The organism is Virgibacillus sp. LDC1, assembly GCF_025792345.1.
In the GTDB taxonomy this organism is placed as follows: Bacteria; Bacillota; Bacilli; order Paenibacillales; family Paenibacillaceae; genus Paenibacillus_AQ; species Paenibacillus_AQ lautus.
The window spans coordinates 4,227,842-4,242,662 of record NZ_JAOXLZ010000001.1; the positions used below are offsets into that span (position 1 = coordinate 4,227,842).

The 14,821-nt window shown below is 46.4% G+C and carries 18 protein-coding genes; 8 read left to right on the forward strand and 10 right to left on the reverse strand.

What is annotated here, in order from left to right:
- Positions 1-86 precede the first annotated feature (86 nt).
- A complete protein-coding gene (locus tag OHJ21_RS19090) occupies positions 87-1,064 on the reverse strand; it encodes a LacI family DNA-binding transcriptional regulator (RefSeq protein ID WP_486020878.1) in 978 nt (325 codons plus the stop codon).
- Between the two features lie 172 nt (positions 1,065-1,236).
- On the opposite strand from OHJ21_RS19090, the gene OHJ21_RS19095 reads away from it, so the two are divergent.
- Together OHJ21_RS19095 and OHJ21_RS19100 are read left to right on the forward strand one after the other, a co-directional pair.
- Entirely contained in the window at positions 1,237-1,554 is a 318-nt protein-coding gene (locus OHJ21_RS19095) for a hypothetical protein (RefSeq protein WP_326114222.1), read from the forward strand.
- A gap of 182 nt (positions 1,555-1,736) precedes the next feature.
- Positions 1,737-1,910, forward strand: a complete 174-nt coding sequence (locus OHJ21_RS19100) for a hypothetical protein (protein WP_165789689.1) — start codon at positions 1,737-1,739, stop codon at positions 1,908-1,910.
- A 177-nt stretch (positions 1,911-2,087) separates the two neighbouring features.
- Here the strand turns inward: OHJ21_RS19100 and OHJ21_RS19105 are convergent, their stop codons facing one another.
- From OHJ21_RS19105 to OHJ21_RS19125, 5 genes are all read right to left on the reverse strand, one after another.
- Positions 2,088-2,918 (reverse strand): phosphoenolpyruvate hydrolase family protein, encoded by an 831-nt coding sequence (locus OHJ21_RS19105; RefSeq protein ID WP_100539099.1) that lies wholly within the window; start codon positions 2,916-2,918, stop codon positions 2,088-2,090.
- Between the two features lie 50 nt (positions 2,919-2,968).
- Positions 2,969-4,180: a Tm-1-like ATP-binding domain-containing protein gene (locus tag OHJ21_RS19110; protein WP_100539100.1), complete on the reverse strand. Its 1,212-nt coding sequence runs from the start codon at positions 4,178-4,180 to the stop codon at positions 2,969-2,971.
- A gap of 127 nt (positions 4,181-4,307) precedes the next feature.
- Positions 4,308-5,549 (reverse strand): phosphoenolpyruvate hydrolase family protein, encoded by a 1,242-nt coding sequence (locus tag OHJ21_RS19115; protein ID WP_394054146.1) that lies wholly within the window; start codon positions 5,547-5,549, stop codon positions 4,308-4,310.
- Between the two features lie 44 nt (positions 5,550-5,593).
- Complete coding sequence (locus OHJ21_RS19120) at positions 5,594-6,229, reverse strand: pyridoxamine 5'-phosphate oxidase family protein (RefSeq protein ID WP_326114219.1); 636 nt, start codon at positions 6,227-6,229, stop codon at positions 5,594-5,596.
- Positions 6,230-6,351: 122 nt separating this feature from the next.
- Positions 6,352-7,164, reverse strand: a complete 813-nt coding sequence (locus OHJ21_RS19125) for an undecaprenyl-diphosphate phosphatase (RefSeq protein WP_394054145.1) — start codon at positions 7,162-7,164, stop codon at positions 6,352-6,354.
- A 601-nt stretch (positions 7,165-7,765) separates the two neighbouring features.
- Here OHJ21_RS19125 and OHJ21_RS19130 point away from each other — a divergent pair.
- Both OHJ21_RS19130 and OHJ21_RS19135 read left to right on the forward strand, forming a co-directional pair.
- Complete coding sequence (locus OHJ21_RS19130; RefSeq protein ID WP_486020879.1) at positions 7,766-8,158, forward strand: hypothetical protein; 393 nt, start codon at positions 7,766-7,768, stop codon at positions 8,156-8,158.
- Positions 8,159-8,163: 5 nt separating this feature from the next.
- Positions 8,164-8,466, forward strand: coding sequence for a hypothetical protein (locus OHJ21_RS19135; protein ID WP_486020880.1), 303 nt, complete (start codon positions 8,164-8,166; stop codon positions 8,464-8,466).
- On the opposite strand, the gene OHJ21_RS19140 is transcribed toward OHJ21_RS19135, so the two are convergent.
- Positions 8,455-10,308, reverse strand: a complete 1,854-nt coding sequence (locus tag OHJ21_RS19140; protein ID WP_394054143.1) for a hypothetical protein — start codon at positions 10,306-10,308, stop codon at positions 8,455-8,457. The two genes, OHJ21_RS19135 and OHJ21_RS19140, sit on opposite strands and share 12 nt — an antisense overlap.
- Before the next feature lie 332 nt (positions 10,309-10,640).
- Here OHJ21_RS19140 and OHJ21_RS19145 point away from each other — a divergent pair, with 332 nt between their 5' ends.
- Positions 10,641-10,880 carry a WGxxGxxG family protein gene (locus tag OHJ21_RS19145; RefSeq protein ID WP_326096084.1) on the forward strand — a complete coding sequence of 80 codons (240 nt, stop codon included), beginning with the start codon at positions 10,641-10,643 and terminating at the stop codon, positions 10,878-10,880.
- Positions 10,881-11,056: 176 nt separating this feature from the next.
- Positions 11,057-11,503 (forward strand): DUF6199 family natural product biosynthesis protein, encoded by a 447-nt coding sequence (locus OHJ21_RS19150; protein WP_394054142.1) that lies wholly within the window; start codon positions 11,057-11,059, stop codon positions 11,501-11,503.
- Between the two features lie 994 nt (positions 11,504-12,497).
- Here OHJ21_RS19150 and OHJ21_RS19155 read toward each other — a convergent pair.
- On the reverse strand, positions 12,498-12,776 hold the full coding sequence (locus OHJ21_RS19155; RefSeq protein WP_486020881.1) for a hypothetical protein: 279 nt from the start codon (positions 12,774-12,776) through the stop codon (positions 12,498-12,500).
- 108 nt (positions 12,777-12,884) lie between these two features.
- Here OHJ21_RS19155 and OHJ21_RS19160 point away from each other — a divergent pair, with 108 nt between their 5' ends.
- Together OHJ21_RS19160 and OHJ21_RS19165 are read left to right on the forward strand one after the other, a co-directional pair.
- Positions 12,885-13,097 (forward strand): helix-turn-helix domain-containing protein, encoded by a 213-nt coding sequence (locus tag OHJ21_RS19160; protein ID WP_486020882.1) that lies wholly within the window; start codon positions 12,885-12,887, stop codon positions 13,095-13,097.
- A gap of 333 nt (positions 13,098-13,430) precedes the next feature.
- Positions 13,431-13,838 (forward strand): YhjD family protein, encoded by a 408-nt coding sequence (locus OHJ21_RS19165; RefSeq protein WP_486020883.1) that lies wholly within the window; start codon positions 13,431-13,433, stop codon positions 13,836-13,838.
- A gap of 31 nt (positions 13,839-13,869) precedes the next feature.
- Here the strand turns inward: OHJ21_RS19165 and OHJ21_RS19170 are convergent, their stop codons facing one another.
- Together OHJ21_RS19170 and OHJ21_RS19175 are read right to left on the reverse strand one after the other, a co-directional pair.
- Positions 13,870-14,595, reverse strand: a complete 726-nt coding sequence (locus OHJ21_RS19170) for an N-acetylmuramoyl-L-alanine amidase (protein WP_486020884.1) — start codon at positions 14,593-14,595, stop codon at positions 13,870-13,872.
- Complete coding sequence (locus OHJ21_RS19175; RefSeq protein WP_486020885.1) at positions 14,595-14,801, reverse strand: holin; 207 nt, start codon at positions 14,799-14,801, stop codon at positions 14,595-14,597. The genes OHJ21_RS19170 and OHJ21_RS19175 overlap by 1 nt, the downstream gene beginning before the upstream one ends.
- Between the last annotated feature and the right edge of the window lie 20 nt (positions 14,802-14,821).

Genomic DNA, 14,821 nt, shown 5'->3' on the forward strand with positions numbered 1-14,821 from the left:
GTTGTGAAACATGGAACTTGTTTAAATAAGAATATCATAATTGTCGAACTTTGTAATCCGTTTGTTAGAACTTGGCTATGCAGCCATTATACCGATGAGCGTTCGATCAGCTTGAAGGCAAGCTCCTTGCGAATCGGCTCTTTCTGCTCCCCTTGAATATGCGCATACAACATCTTGAAGGCCTCGGAACCCATATCAAACAGTCGGTTATCAATCGTGGTGAGACCCAGCATTTTGCCGATCGGCTGGTTGTCGAAACCGATGACCGCGAGCTCTTGCGGAATGGAGAGTCCTCTCTTCTCGGCTTCATAGATCAAACCGGCGGCCACATGGTCACCCGTTACCAATAAACTGCTTGGGCGTTCCTCCATAGCAGACAGCCGATCCATAATCGCCGCACCGTCTTCCAGATCGATACAACCATCTAAAATCCATTCCTGGCGGTAAGGCTCTCCAATCTCCTTAAGCACTTCTTCATATGCCACTTGGCGTGCTCTCGTGCTCGGACTGTCCAGTCTTCCCACCGTGAAGCCGATGCGTCGATGTCCCCGCTCTATCAAATATTGCATGGCACTGCGAAATGCCTCCGCATGGTTTATATATATAGAAGAAAATAATCGTTCGCCCGCATCCTGACAGCATACAATCGGTCCATAAGCGCAATAGGCTTCGATCTGTTTCGGAGTCACGGCCGACGATAAAATAATGATGCCGTCAATCTCCCGATTACGCAGCATCTCCAGCACTTCCACTTCCTTATCCGGCACATAACCGGTTTGGCACAGGATCAGGCGATAGCTAGCGGCAAGCGCTTCTTGGCCGGCTCCCTCCATCAGCAAGGAGAAGTAGGCATGATTAATAAACGGCAGCATGATGGCAATATTCATCGTTTTACCTGTAATCAGATGAACTGCATTCATATTGCGGGCGTATTTCAGCTGTTTCATGGTCTCCAACACGCGTGTCCGCTTATCTTCTCTGACATAAGGGTGGTTATTCAGTACCCGGGATACCGTCGATACCGACACGCCTGCAAGCTTGGCAATCTCTTTAATATTAGCCACAATCCATCAAGCCCCCTTCATCCACTGGTTCCTTCCTGATACTATCATGAATGCTTTCCCTATTCAAAGGGAGGCAACCCGGCAGCAGAAGGCTGATGTCAGCGTGTACGCAATACCTATGTCATCCTTTTTTTTGGTACGATTAATCTATCATCCCTACGGAGGTATCGGCATGTCTAAACTGTTCAAGATACTTGGCGTTATATGGCTCATCGGCGGTTTTATCGGAGGAGTCATTGTTCACATCATAATGGAAGGCAATTGGTTAACCGGTATCAGTTGGCTGATTAGCGGTGCTATCTCAGGCGCGCTGTTCTATACGGTAGGTGAAATCCATGAAATCGTGTGGGAAAATAATGCCCTGCTCCGGGAAGTACTGCACCGTCTTCCTGAGCAGCCTGGCGACAAAAAACCGCCCCTTGGAAATTCCAGGGCTAATCTCAGCGCACTGAAGAATTATAAGATGAACGCTAAAGATGAACAACGATAAAAAGAGACTTGATCTGGTATGCTTTTCATACTTTACACTGAGGTTGGGTGGAAACCTTCATTCATTGTCAGCGTGACCGTAAGGGCGTGATGGCAAGGGCAAGGCTTCTGCCTTTTTATCATGATTCGCGAAACTTGGACCTTGTCCATTACGTTATCCTTGTCAAAAGGAGCTGATGGATAATGGAGACGTTTGGCAGAGGCTGCCTGTACATTATTATTGGCATGGTTGGATTGTTACTGCTTGCCGTACTATTGGGGACGACGATTACGCTCCCTTGGTTTATCTTCATTCCGCTTATCATTATCGCCTTTGCTGTAGCTGCATCCAAGAGCAAGCACAAGGATGATGATTAAGTGAAACCGCGGGTAAGTCGCCGGATGCTAGAGAGGTTGTTAACGCGTTGTTTTCTGATCCATATGCGAGTTAGACCGATCAGCCCGATGATCTAGCCACTGTACACCAAAAAGACTCCCTTTTTAAGGGAGTCTTTATCATTCCAGATGATTCCGATCACTCTTTATCTTATCGATTTATTTCGAGATATTCTTAAATGCCTCTGTTTGCTGCTTAATGCCAACCTCCGTGGCAAATCGTTCGATGCTGGATGCTCCGAAGAATCCTTCCACGCCCTTGGTTCTGGACAATACATATGCCGCATCCTCAGGTTCGGCAATGGGACCGCCATGGCACAGTATCATAATGTCCGGGTTGACGGCTTTACCGGCATCACAGATTGCCTGAATCTTTTCAACGCAATCATCAAGTGTCAATGCGGTTTTCGCACCTATGGTGCCTTTCGTGGTAAGACCCATATGAGCAACCAGGACATCGGCTCCGGCTTCGGCCATCTTCTTCGCCTGATCGACGTCAAACACATACGGCGTTGTCACCAAATCCAACTCATGCGCCTTCCGGATCATCTCGACCTCAAGATCATAACCCATCCCCGTCTCTTCCAGATTCGCCCGGAATACGCCGTCAATCAAGCCCACCGTCGGAAAGTTCTGCACACCCGCAAAGCCTTGCTCCTTCAGCTGCTTCAGAAAAATATCCATGATCCGGAACGGATCCGTGCCGCAAACACCTGCCAACACCGGCGTATGCTTCACGACCGGCAGTACCTCATTCCCCATATCCACCACAATCTGGTTCGCATCTCCGTACGCCATCAATCCGGCGAGCGAGCCGCGCCCAGCCATCCGGTAACGGCCCGAATTGTATATAATGATCAGATCTACGCCACCGGCTTCGGCGCTCTTGGCCGATATGCCCGTTCCTGCTCCCGCGCCCAATAGTACTTTACCGGCTGCTACCTCCGATTTTAATTTCGCCAACACTTCCGCTCTTGTTGTCATTGCCATGATCTTTTCCTCCTTCAGTGTGATGCTTAATTGTGTTGCCTGTGCCAAACTCACTGCTGTTTCATCAGTTCCATCAGCTTATCGGCCGCAGCCACGGCAAAGGCTTGATCATTAATGTCCGTATTCATTTCGATCAACTCAACGGTTTTACGGTCTATGCGTTGTCTTAACGTATCAAACAGCTTCTCATCCTCTTCCGGTCCATGGAATGCTTCACCTTCTACATCGAGCATCGATACGCCCTTCAATGGGAGCATAAGCACCGTAGGACCTTGCGAACCATTCAGCTTCTCTGCCATCTTCTCGCCAAGCTGCCGGTTCTCCTCCACCGTGGTCCTCATCAGCGTAACCGAGGGGTTATGCTTGTACAGATTCCGTTCCCGAAAAGCCTCCGGCACGGTATCATAAGGGCCAAAGTTGACCATATCCAGCGCTCCCGTAGATACGACCTGCGGCACCTTGCAGCGACCGGCTGCTTCCAGCCGATGCGGACCAGCTGCCAAAACGCCGCCCACCAGCTCATCGCACCATTCCGTTGTCGTCAAATCCAGCACACCGTCTATATATCCGGCCTCAATGAGGCTTTCCATCGTTTGCCCGCCCGTACCTGTTGCGTGAAATACAAGCACTTCGTACCCGTGCGACTCCAGATGCGCCCTGGCATAATCGATGCAAGGGGTCGTGACCCCAAACATCGTTGCTGCAACCAGCGGCTTCTTATCCATCGGGGGCGCCGATTCGAACTGAACCATACCGGCAATCGCATGCGCCGCGTTCGTAAATATTTTGGTTGAAAACGAGTTCAGTCCGGATACATCCACGATGGACGGGAACATGATGATATCACTTGTCCCCACATAAGGAGCCGTATTGCCGGATGCGACCGTGGACACCATCAGTTTCGGAACGCCGATCGGCAATGCCCTCATGCCGGCTGTGACGATCGAAGTACCTCCAGTACCTCCGAATGACAGCATGGCGTCGAATTTGCCCTCTGCATACAGCTTTGGTACGATTTTTTCCATTCCTTGAGCCAATACCTCAGTCCCTGCGGAACGGTCCTTCCGAGCCGCGATCTCGCGTATATCCACACCAGCTGCCGCTGCAACCTCGATGTTGGATACATCCGGCGTGAACATCGGCTCGAACACACCGCTATGAATCGTAAACGTCTTTAATCCCAAGCCCTCGATAACGGATTTAACGTATGAAAACTCGGCACCCTTCGAATCAAATGTCCCCGCAATAGCTACCGTCTTCACCGTGCAGACCTCCTCCAAATCTCATCTCAGGATCGCTTGCACCCGTCCTGACAGGTCCGGCATAGGATCCCTACAAGACCATAATACAGCGCTTTCAAATAAAAAGGATCGTATCGATGTACGATCTTTATGTATATTTGTCTTTCATATGCTGACGATAGGATTGGGGGGAAGTTCCCGCGTATTTTTTGAAGGTTTTGCTGAAATGAACATAGTCAGGGTAGCCTACCAGCTCCGCTATTCTGCCCAGAGACAGCTTGCTGCGCTTCATGATTTCCTGCGCTTTGTGAATCCTGTATTTGGCTATATATTCCGGAAAGCTGCATCCCACTTCCCTGTTAAAAAGTGCGCTCAGATGCGTTCGTGAAACATGAATTCGCTCTGCCAGCTCGGTCATTGAAATCGGGCCCGCGTAATTCTCGGCAACATACTCCCTTACAAAAGCAACATAATCCATCGGCTCTTCGAGCCGCGTCAGCTTCTCCATCAGCTGCCGATCCTGCTCCAGATGGCCCGTTGCCTTAAAACGAAACGTTGCATCCACAATGGCTTCTTCCGTCGGCGTTCGTTCAAAGCTCGAGCCACCCACGTAGCCCATGGCTGACGTGTTGTCATACATATACTGAACATCGATCGGCGTATGGACCGGACCGCCATACACCAGCTTGATCGGCCGCCTGCCCGAGTCGTCACATACTTCAAATATGTCTCTTGCGATTTCCGCCCCCTTCTCCAGCGACCATGCTTTCGTGGTTCCCATCAACCCACCTGCCGTGACGCCCAAATGGGCGCAGATGATATCGGCTCCCGCATCCAGCATCCACTTCGTCTGCTCCGGAGTAAAAACAAAAGCCATCGTAAACATATCTTGCTCATGAGCGGCCCGGACGGCCTCCACCTCCTGCAGATAGGTGATGCCCTCTTCCTCCAAGGCTTCACGGAACTGTCCATCAATCAGTCCCACGGTCGGATAGTTGATAATGCCGGCAAAACCGCTGCCGCGGATGATTGCCAAGTAATCGGGAAGCTGAATGGTTGGATCTGTCCCGCATATGCCGAAGATTACCGGTATGTCACGGACCACCGACAGAATCTCCCGCGAGCCGAATTCCATCACCATTTCATTGCAGTTCGCATAGGGCATGAAACCCGCCAAGGAGCCGAGCCCCATCTGCCGAAATCGGCCCGAATTCAGGGCCAGTATCAGATCGGCACCGCCCCTAACCGCATATTTTGCCGAGATTCCTGCCCCTGCCGCAACGCCAATCAATCGCTCCTGCGTCTGTATTCCTTTATGTAATCGGTCTAAAATTTGTTCTCTGGTCGTTATCAAAGCTATTGGTCCCCTTATCTTCAATCTGACCGTCATGTATCATCGTTTCCTTATATCGCTAAACCTATTATAAATGAATATCAATAGAGACGTTTAGTGTAACTGTCCTGCATTCCTCGGGTAACGGACTCCTCCGTCACGCTATCCTGATTCACATGATCCGCTATGATCTTGGACGGATTCGGCAGCTGTTCGCTTGGTATCCATGAATCGGGATTCCATGCTTGCGAACGCATGAAAGCTTTTGCGCAGTGGATGTAGCATTCTTCGACCCGTACCCCGATGCCAAGCCATGGCCGTTTGCCCTGTACGCTGAGCTGATCCAAAATGTCTTCGTCCCTAACCAAGACGGCGCTGCCGTTGACACGCAAGGTCTCTTTCAAACCCGGTATGACAAACACGAGGCCGACTTTCGGGTTGGACAAGATATTCCGCAGCGAATCAAACCGTCGATTGCCCGGCCGTTCCGGAATGACCAAACAGGATTCATCCATCACATGCACAAAGCCCGCCGCATCTCCCCTGGGCGAAACATCGCAGTAACCGGATGCGTCCGAAGTAGCCATAAATAGCAACGAACTCTTGGAAATGAAGTCTTTACAATGATGATCCAATCGATCAATCGCTTTATGTTTGACCACGTGATTGGACTCGCCGAACAGGTCGCGAAGCTCCTCCTCCGATGTAATGACGGACTGAAAAGGACTTTTTGTCATCATAATCACCCTCCTATTAACTACCTCTTATACCTCTGTTATAACATTCTTTTCCGCTTTTCACTGTAACGAAAAGAAGCTCCCCGCAAGTTTAACAAACCTACGAGAAGCTTCCTCCATTCTTATAAGAAGATAAGCAGCAATATGCCAACAATAAAGCAATAATAAGCGAAATATTTCAGATTCCCGCGCGCCATGATATTCATGAACCATTTCATCGCAAAATAGGTACAGATCAGTGTTGCGATAAATGCGATCAGATAGGGAATGAACAGCGATGAAAAATCGGGATCCGATGCGATATCCGACACGCCCAGCACCATGCCTCCGAGGCTTATCGGGATGTACAGCATAAAGGAAAACCGAAGCGCCGTCTCCTGCTTCATCCCCACAGCGATTGACGTAATGACGGTCGAACCGGATCGGCTGATACCCGGGATCAGCGCAACCGCCTGGGCCAAACCTACGATAATTGCGTCCTTGAATGACAGGTCATTGTCCAGCTTGCGGCCGCGAAGGTTCCGAATCAGCCAAAGGGCGACCCCCGTAAACAGCAGCGCAATGCCAACCGTACGTACGGAAGCGAATATTTCTTCAATCTGATCTTTAAACAACAGACCAATAATGACGGCCGGAATAGTACCTACAATAATATACAGAATGAACATGAAGTCGGACTTATACTCCGGTTTTCGTGTGCGTAAATAACTTAGGCCGTTCACGATCAATCTCTGCAAATCCTTGCGATAGATAAACGCAATCGCAATCAATGAGGCCGCATTAGTCAGCATTTCGAACGACAGCCCATTCTGCTCCATGCCCATAAGTCTCTGGGCGACAATCAAATGACCGCTGGAGGATACCGGAATCGGCTCCGTCACCCCTTGCACAATCCCCAGCAGCAGGTACTTCAACCACAAGATGAAATCTTCCATTACTCTCCTACTCTCTTTACAACATTGATATGGCTTATAAAAAATACTAGTCTATCATAGCCCAAAAAAATAGCAACAATCAAACCACGCGCGGCCAAAAAAGGTATGTAAACAAGAGAAGCCCCTCTAACCACGGAATTAGAGGGGCTCCTAATCTATTGTTAAGAGGTGATTCCATCATAAGATATGTAGCTTAATGAAACCTTAAAGCTTCATTAGAGGGACATAAAAAGTGGTGAGTACCCCATTGATCACTGTGGTCACACATCGGTGCGGCTTATCCTTCACATCATCAGGATGAATATGATACTGGAATTCATTTACCTGATCCTGCAAATCGTCCAGATGGGAATCGCTAAAGAGCTCTACCTTCAATGTTTTTAAGCATGTAAGCACCCCCATTTCAAACTTCGACATAAAACGGGAGTTTCCCTGTTGGAGTTAAGTACACGGACATTTCATACCATAACATAAACTGATCTTTTATCGTCTGTTTTCCTCATACACAGGCAAGCGGAACCTAAATTATGGTATATTGTTGGAGTCGACGTTCGATTTTAATGGAATTATCATATAAACTTTTTGGTGGTGGAACAGAATTATGCAAGTCCAACGCAAACGAATCATCGGGATGACTGCCATACTGATGTTACTTTCAGCCGTTCTCTTCTACGCCATAATCTATGTGATGGAACGCCCAGGTGGACTATCCGATCGACGCATGTCACGAGCGCTGGAGCTTAACAGTATCCTTCATATCCCCCTCGGGAAGACCCCGGATAACGCGGTTGAACAGTTTAGAGGCCCATCGTCCATGTATGTCATTCACCGAGAACCCGTGAGAGGAGGTACTCTGTTATTTATGAAACGGCCTTACCAAGCGGGAAGCCATCATTTGCAGGTAGAATATGTACGAAAAACATGGATCGGTTGGAAATGGGTTTGGGGCGGCGGTTATGGAATCGGCGAATCTTCACAATCCGTAACGGCGTAAATTACATGGGCCTTCCTGAATTAGACCATATCTCTACCCCTTTTCCCATGGTGTTCGGGGATATCCTGGACCCCTCGATAAAAAAAGTAAAAGTCAAGATCAGGGGCGAAGGTAGTTTTAACGCTAAACTGACTTCAGCTGAACCTGGAAGAATGATCTGGTTCGTGTTTGTGCCGTCGCCAGCTTCCATACCTTTTGATATTGAGGGTTATAATGAAGAAGGGACTCTCATCGCTCGCAAAACGATAACCGATCCGCGAGACAGCGGCTCGGTCCATTTAGAAATGGATTTGAAGTTAATCCGGTAAAATGAAGGGTGAAAGTTCTACAATTGCACCTTTTGCCGACTCGTCCGAGTCTGGCTGCAAATCCTCTTTAGGCACAGATGCACGAACCACCAGCACGTTGGCCGAAATGATGCTTCCCTTATATTGTGCATAGATCTTGGTTATTCCCCGCTTATGTCCGATCAGGTTTCCTTCCTCATCCACCTCGGCTATATCCGGATGATCACTGGTGAATGTGGTTTGCCTTGTGATGTCGATTTCGTTTTGGTTGATATAGTTACGCAATATGACCCTCAAGTCAAGCATCGTGCCTTCCGCAAGCGAATACTCGTAAGAATCGAGTTTGATATAGCCAGAGACAGGATCGAATTCGTCCGTGTCTTCCGGGAACACGGTAACGTTCAATCTGGCCGCGAAACCTTCATATGTTGCTTCGACATAGGTGCTCCCCGGCTCATGCCCCGTAATCCGGCCCAAGGCGTCGATTTCCACGATGGCGCTGTCCGCCGACACATAATCAGCGGTGCTGGACAAATCGCTCTTTGTGCCGTCGGAATAAACCGCTTGAAGCACGGTGGAGACGTTTGTACCTGCTTTCAATTGCTTATCCTTTTCCGTAAACGAGATGCCCGTCAGCGTACGTTCGTCAGGCGGTATGTTCACTAAAGGCGACAGCTTCATCAGCTGGAACTTAGTCACGTCCCCCCGCTTAACGGTTCCCGGAAAAATAAATCCGCCATCAGGAGTTACCGCTGCACTTCCGACGTTGTTGATGGGAGGGCCCTTAAATAATTCCCTACTGATCAACTCGCCGTTCCCATCGACGCTCAGCACATCATATTGATTTTTGTAATCCAGACTGTTTTGAGAAATATGTTGTCCCAGCATGGCATAGCCGTCTTTGGTGCGGACAAGACGTTTGAAGTATTCGGAATTCGTCCCGTCTCGATATGTTTTTTCCCATTGTACCTGTCCGTTCAGGTCCGTCTTGGTCAGTACGTTCACATGATTACGGTTGACCCTTTTTCCACTGCCAATGACATAACCACCATCTTCCGAAGCCGTCATGGAAAATGCAGACCATCTGCTATCCTGCTCTTTGAATTGTTTCGACCAGACCTCTTTGCCTTGATCATCGATTTTGACCATCAGCATCGCATCCAGGTCTCCCGATTCATATTCCGCCCGGCCTACGCTGCCAACGGCCATATACCCTCCGTCATTGGCCGGAATCATATCGTTGAACGCCACGCTGTCCGCGTAATTGTATGTGTTATACCACAACGTGTTGCCGTTTTTATCAATCTTTAAAATATAGGCTTTTTCATAGGCAACCCAGCCTACGGACCCACTCCCGGCTATAAAAAAATCGCCGTCCTCCGTTTCGACAATTGCAGTCGGGGTACTATGAATTGTATCATCCTGTACCTTCTCCCATAATACATTGCCCGATGAATCCAGTCTGATTATATACAGCTGACCAACAATCGGTACGTCTTCTGAATTCGTGTTACCGGCTACGAGATATCCGCCGTCCTTCGTCTCAATGACCCGGTATGCCATACTATTCGTAGTAGGATACATAGGCTTCTGTTCCCATTCAACCTGGCCCTCTGCATCAAGCTTTAAAATGTAAGCCTTTTGATACTTTCCAGCCTCGAAGATACCTCCAACGGCTATATAGCCGCCATCAGAAGTCGGGATCACTTCATTCCCTGCGGAGTTACTCCCGTAATCCCTGGACCATTCGACAGTTGACTGCACCGAATCGGCAGCCGCGTGGCTAAATCCGGGCATTAACCCAAACATCAGCAGCAATCCGGCAAAACACGCAATCCATAATCGTGAATATTTTCTAGACACAATCCTACCCCCATTAGCAAATGATATTTGTCAATATTTTCAATTCCCTATTATTATTCATTCGATCCTCTGGAATTGGTATCCAACAAACTTCATAATTCTCTGATGCAATGGGGCTGTTTTCCATATATGGATAAACATAAGAAATCAGGACACTTTCACTATTCGGAAGGCAAAAGTAAACCTTTCGGTTTACGAATTGCCCGGGTATCGGACAAGGATTAGGCGGTCACTATTCTTAAGTCCTAAAAAAGGATTATTAAGGTTTATTATGGGCACCATAATGTCGGTACCTGCCCATACATTTTAATACTGAAAGGAGGTCAACAACTTTGAAGAAAATCTGTATGTCTTTTCTTGCTGCGTTGAGCATTGCTTTAATGCTGGTTGTCCCTGTTTCCGCCGAAAACAATAACATGAATGCAAACGACATGAACACAAACAACGTAAACGCAAGAAGCTATAACACCAACGCAGCAAACAATGATAATGACACAGACTGGGGTTGGCTTGGATTAATCGGCTTAGCCGGTCTTGTTGGTCTAAGACGCCGTACCCCGGAGCGCCATTAATTAAAGCGAAGAACCGAGGAAACGAAGGTAAAGTCCTGCTCAATTAGAGCAGGACTTTTTTTCTCTGTAGTTCCCTTTATCTCTCATAACATTTACTCCCCATTCTCCATGTTCACTTCTCTTTACTGAAACCTCCATTTTGTCACTGCGTATGTATCATCAAGGGGCTGATTTACATGTTTTGGATTTTTTTGGGAGTCGTTATCATTATACTTTGCCGATATAACTTCAAAAATCCGGATTCCGATTGGGTTCGATGGGGGAAAAAATTACCGGACGACTACGAACAGGATGATCATGATTTATTAAAAACCCAGGTTGGTGCATCAATAGGTGGATTTTTTGGTGGTATATTGATTCTAATGGGGCTATCGACTCTGGTGCAGGGAGGTAACGCTATGCCATGGGGCACACTTTTTCTTTTTGCTATCGTCTTAATAGGCATTGGCATTCTTGCCAGAAAGTATCCGACATTCGGATGGAGAATGAATGAGGGATGGAAAGTCAAAGGAGATTCTGAACCAAGCGATACTTACATTGATTTAGTGAAATTCGGTGGATTAATTTCCATTTGCTTGGGATCGATATTTTTTGTGCTTGGAATGATGACTTTATTGCTTTGATATTTAATGCAGCGATCTTATCCGCCTTTTTCGCTTGGAACCGAGTCATAACGGATTCAAAGTCAGATTATACCCTTAAGCGTTGTTTACCCGGATAGAGGAACGCGAGATGGAGGACGTTGTCGGTAAACTGAAGGATAGCATGTATGACATGTACACGTGTTCAAATAAATTATAGTAAGTTTTACCCCCCTTTGATATACTGACATTATTACTTTAGTCATGGGTGCGTGATCAGTCAAATGTGGGATAAAGAACTGAAAATAGCCATACAGAAGAAGCAAAATGTGACGATATACCTTATTGATGGCGCAGTATTACAAGGCATACCTGATGCTTGTACAGATCGCTTAGAGATGCGGAGTGTTTATGGGCCAGTCTGGGTACCATTCGAGGAAATAAAACATGTGAGTCGATTAATACGACTAGACGTAGAAAAGAAACTACTTGGGCATAGCTAGTAGTTTCTTTTTGCTATCTATAAATGAAATGTACTTGGGTACCCCTCCAAATAGTTACCTCCCCAGCTTCCTGCTCCTCGATTGTCAGATGGATATATGATAGGCCAGCAGGGATTTTCTTACCGATGCCTTCAGTTATTCTTTTTTAAGGATAGTCAAGTTGGCATATATTTGTAAATCACTTCTCAGTAATTGTCGCTGTCTTGGTTCTATTATCCCAAGATAATTCATCCCCTCATATATACATCTATACATTGTGGCTTTATACAAGAAAAGAGACCCCGAGAGGTCTCTTTTTCATTGATATGACAGGCTTTTGGGGCCTTACTTACATCATGCCGCCCATAAATTACACCGTCGATATTGAAGTGTAATATCGTTAATTCGATAAAAATAATGAGCGAAAACGCCCGTCTTATGAGGTTTTTTCACTATCTATATTGTAATATCGTTAATCTGATCGCATTCAAAAGAATGATTACGTGGTCGAAATGTGGTCAATGTGGTCAAAATGTGGTCAAATGAAAAGCGCCCTACATAGGCGCTTTTTGTGTGCATACATTATGTTTTAGTTTGACCCCTTCTTCTAGTCCTCTACGGTAAGTTGAATGAATGAATTTGGATTTCCGATAAGATATACTCAGCAATTCATTAACGATGTTATGATTTTTTTCCGGCAACAAACATCTTAAAACATCTAATGCATTTGAGAAGTCTTCATTGATCTCCTCATACACCATGTCCTCCGACAGATCCCTGGAAAAACTAATCATTTTCTGCTGAATTGAACGGTCTAATCCTGTAGTGGACATAGACACCCTCCTTATAATCTGGTTGCGCTGAGTCATCTTTATTTACTTTTTTGTACGTGGTACAATTTACCTTTAGATAATCACCTACTTCTGAGAGGAGCAACTGAGTTGGCACTCGCCCGCGGGAGATGCCGACTACGGTATTTACTAAAACGTACAAATATGTCACAGGCTGAATTGAGTAGGCGGACGGGATATTCTCCTCAACAAGTATCGAACTGGGTGAATAATAGAGAAAAAATACCTTGGGATGCCGCCCTTAATATTGCGTATGTACTGTCGTGTCATATGGAAGAATTGTACGAAGTAGTAAATGTCTGAGCCGGTCGGCTCTCCCCGTAAGAGTGTATAGTATATACTATATATGCTCATCCCAATATCATCCAATGGTAATTTATTACTAATAATCCACCTCGATAGTCACATAATCCTCCTCCTTTACTATCTTTTTTCGCCTTCAAATTCACACCCCCTTTCACTTTCTTATAACTTTAACCGATTCACGCGTAAAAAAATATATGATAATGACAAATCTAACATGGATATATCACAATTGTGATTATAGTACTACGAACTTACGTTCTTAACAAGGCTTGATTTTACATATGTATGGATATACTATAGTACATATGTTCGCATGTGGAGGTAGGTAAAATGAGTATTAAAGAAGCTATTTCGGCTGAAGATCGTCAATTTGTCAAAAGATATATATTGTTGCTGTTGGTTATAGCTGCATATGAACGCGATTGCCGACACATTGAATCGAATCTAAAAACACCTGGACCATATGTCGATACAATAAAATTAGCTATAGACCGAGCTTGGGGAGATATGAAGGAGATAAAGAGATACTTCCGGACAAAGGGACTGAAGGTATATGAGCAGAACAACACGCAAAACGGGATACAAGCAAAGTTTATGTGTAGGGGATATAGATCGGAGATGGAACTACGTTGGGAGTTTATCACGGCTGAAGCATCTGTATTGATGCGTAAATATCTAGGGTTAGATATAAGCAAATACGAGGGGCATATACCGGATGGTACAGGTAATAAAAAATAACCCCACCAGCATAAGCCAGCAGGGTTATACATCACTTTGTCAATGTTGCTGTTTTGGTTTCTTTATCCCAGCCAATGCTTGCTCCTAGCGCCTCTCCAATGGCCCGTAGAGGTACATAGGTTACACCGTTCTCTAACTTACCATCTTTGATCTGTTTGCCGTTTACAATTACGTTTACCTTGTTGTCCACCGCAACAGCACCTTCTTTCTTCTTCAGTCCGAGATACTTAGCAATTCCTTTTACATGTCCATCAATCAAAGCTTCAATGACTTCATGTCGCTTCAATTTGGCTGCATCAGATGCAACGTCTATAAACAGGTTCTCTGTTAATACGGCTGGCATACGGCTTTCACGGCACATATGAAGATTCTTGGCCTTTTGACCCCGGTCGATCACACCAAAGGGTTTCAGCGCCGCCATGATCTCAGTGTGAAGAACGTTTTGCAATGAACGAGTAGCGGTTGAAGCGCTTGTATATCGGAACGATTCAAAACCGCCAGCTCCACCACCAGCGTTACAATGGATGGATACAAGGAGATCAGCACTGGATTTATTAGCTGCATTGGCCCGTTCCGACAACTCTAGGAATACATCAGTAGACCTGGACAACAACACCTGAACACCTTTATATTCTGCCTCAATACGTTCCTTAACACCAAGTGAAACCGTTAATGCAATATCCTTTTCTTGCAGACCGTTGCCGACAGCTCCCGGATCCTTGCCGCCGTGACCAGCATCAATCCATACTTTCTTCATTATCGGTCTTCCTCCTGACTCGTCACCTCAGGCAATCCTGCCAAGCTCGTCAAAAAGCTGATGATAGTCGACAGTAAAACCGTGCCACCTACCACATACCAATCAACCTCATTAAATACTGTAGTAGCACCGATCACACCGATTGCTGTTTGTGCTGCTGTTTTAATTGCCCGGACACTTGCCGCTTTAAACCATTTAGTTGTCATTTATAATCATCCTCTCAACT

Bases quoted from the DNA above. Each gene is read 5' to 3' on its own strand.
- OHJ21_RS19130 (WP_486020879.1), top strand. From the start codon at position 7,766: ATGCAAGTCCAACGCAAACGAATCATCGGGATGACTGCCATACTGATG.
- OHJ21_RS19175 (WP_486020885.1), bottom strand. From the start codon at position 14,801: ATGACAACTAAATGGTTTAAAGCGGCAAGTGTCCGGGCAATTAAAACA.
- OHJ21_RS19105 (WP_100539099.1), bottom strand. From the start codon at position 2,918: ATGGCAATGACAACAAGAGCGGAAGTGTTGGCGAAATTAAAATCGGAG.
- OHJ21_RS19100 (WP_165789689.1), top strand. From the start codon at position 1,737: ATGGAGACGTTTGGCAGAGGCTGCCTGTACATTATTATTGGCATGGTT.
- OHJ21_RS19095 (WP_326114222.1), top strand. From the start codon at position 1,237: ATGTCTAAACTGTTCAAGATACTTGGCGTTATATGGCTCATCGGCGGT.
- OHJ21_RS19165 (WP_486020883.1), top strand. From the start codon at position 13,431: ATGAGTATTAAAGAAGCTATTTCGGCTGAAGATCGTCAATTTGTCAAA.
- OHJ21_RS19170 (WP_486020884.1), bottom strand. From the start codon at position 14,595: ATGAAGAAAGTATGGATTGATGCTGGTCACGGCGGCAAGGATCCGGGA.
- OHJ21_RS19155 (WP_486020881.1), bottom strand. From the start codon at position 12,776: ATGTCCACTACAGGATTAGACCGTTCAATTCAGCAGAAAATGATTAGT.
- OHJ21_RS19135 (WP_486020880.1), top strand. From the start codon at position 8,164: ATGGGCCTTCCTGAATTAGACCATATCTCTACCCCTTTTCCCATGGTG.
- OHJ21_RS19120 (WP_326114219.1), bottom strand. From the start codon at position 6,229: ATGACAAAAAGTCCTTTTCAGTCCGTCATTACATCGGAGGAGGAGCTT.
- OHJ21_RS19150 (WP_394054142.1), top strand. From the start codon at position 11,057: ATGTTTTGGATTTTTTTGGGAGTCGTTATCATTATACTTTGCCGATAT.
- OHJ21_RS19125 (WP_394054145.1), bottom strand. From the start codon at position 7,164: ATGGAAGATTTCATCTTGTGGTTGAAGTACCTGCTGCTGGGGATTGTG.
- OHJ21_RS19115 (WP_394054146.1), bottom strand. From the start codon at position 5,549: ATGACGGTCAGATTGAAGATAAGGGGACCAATAGCTTTGATAACGACC.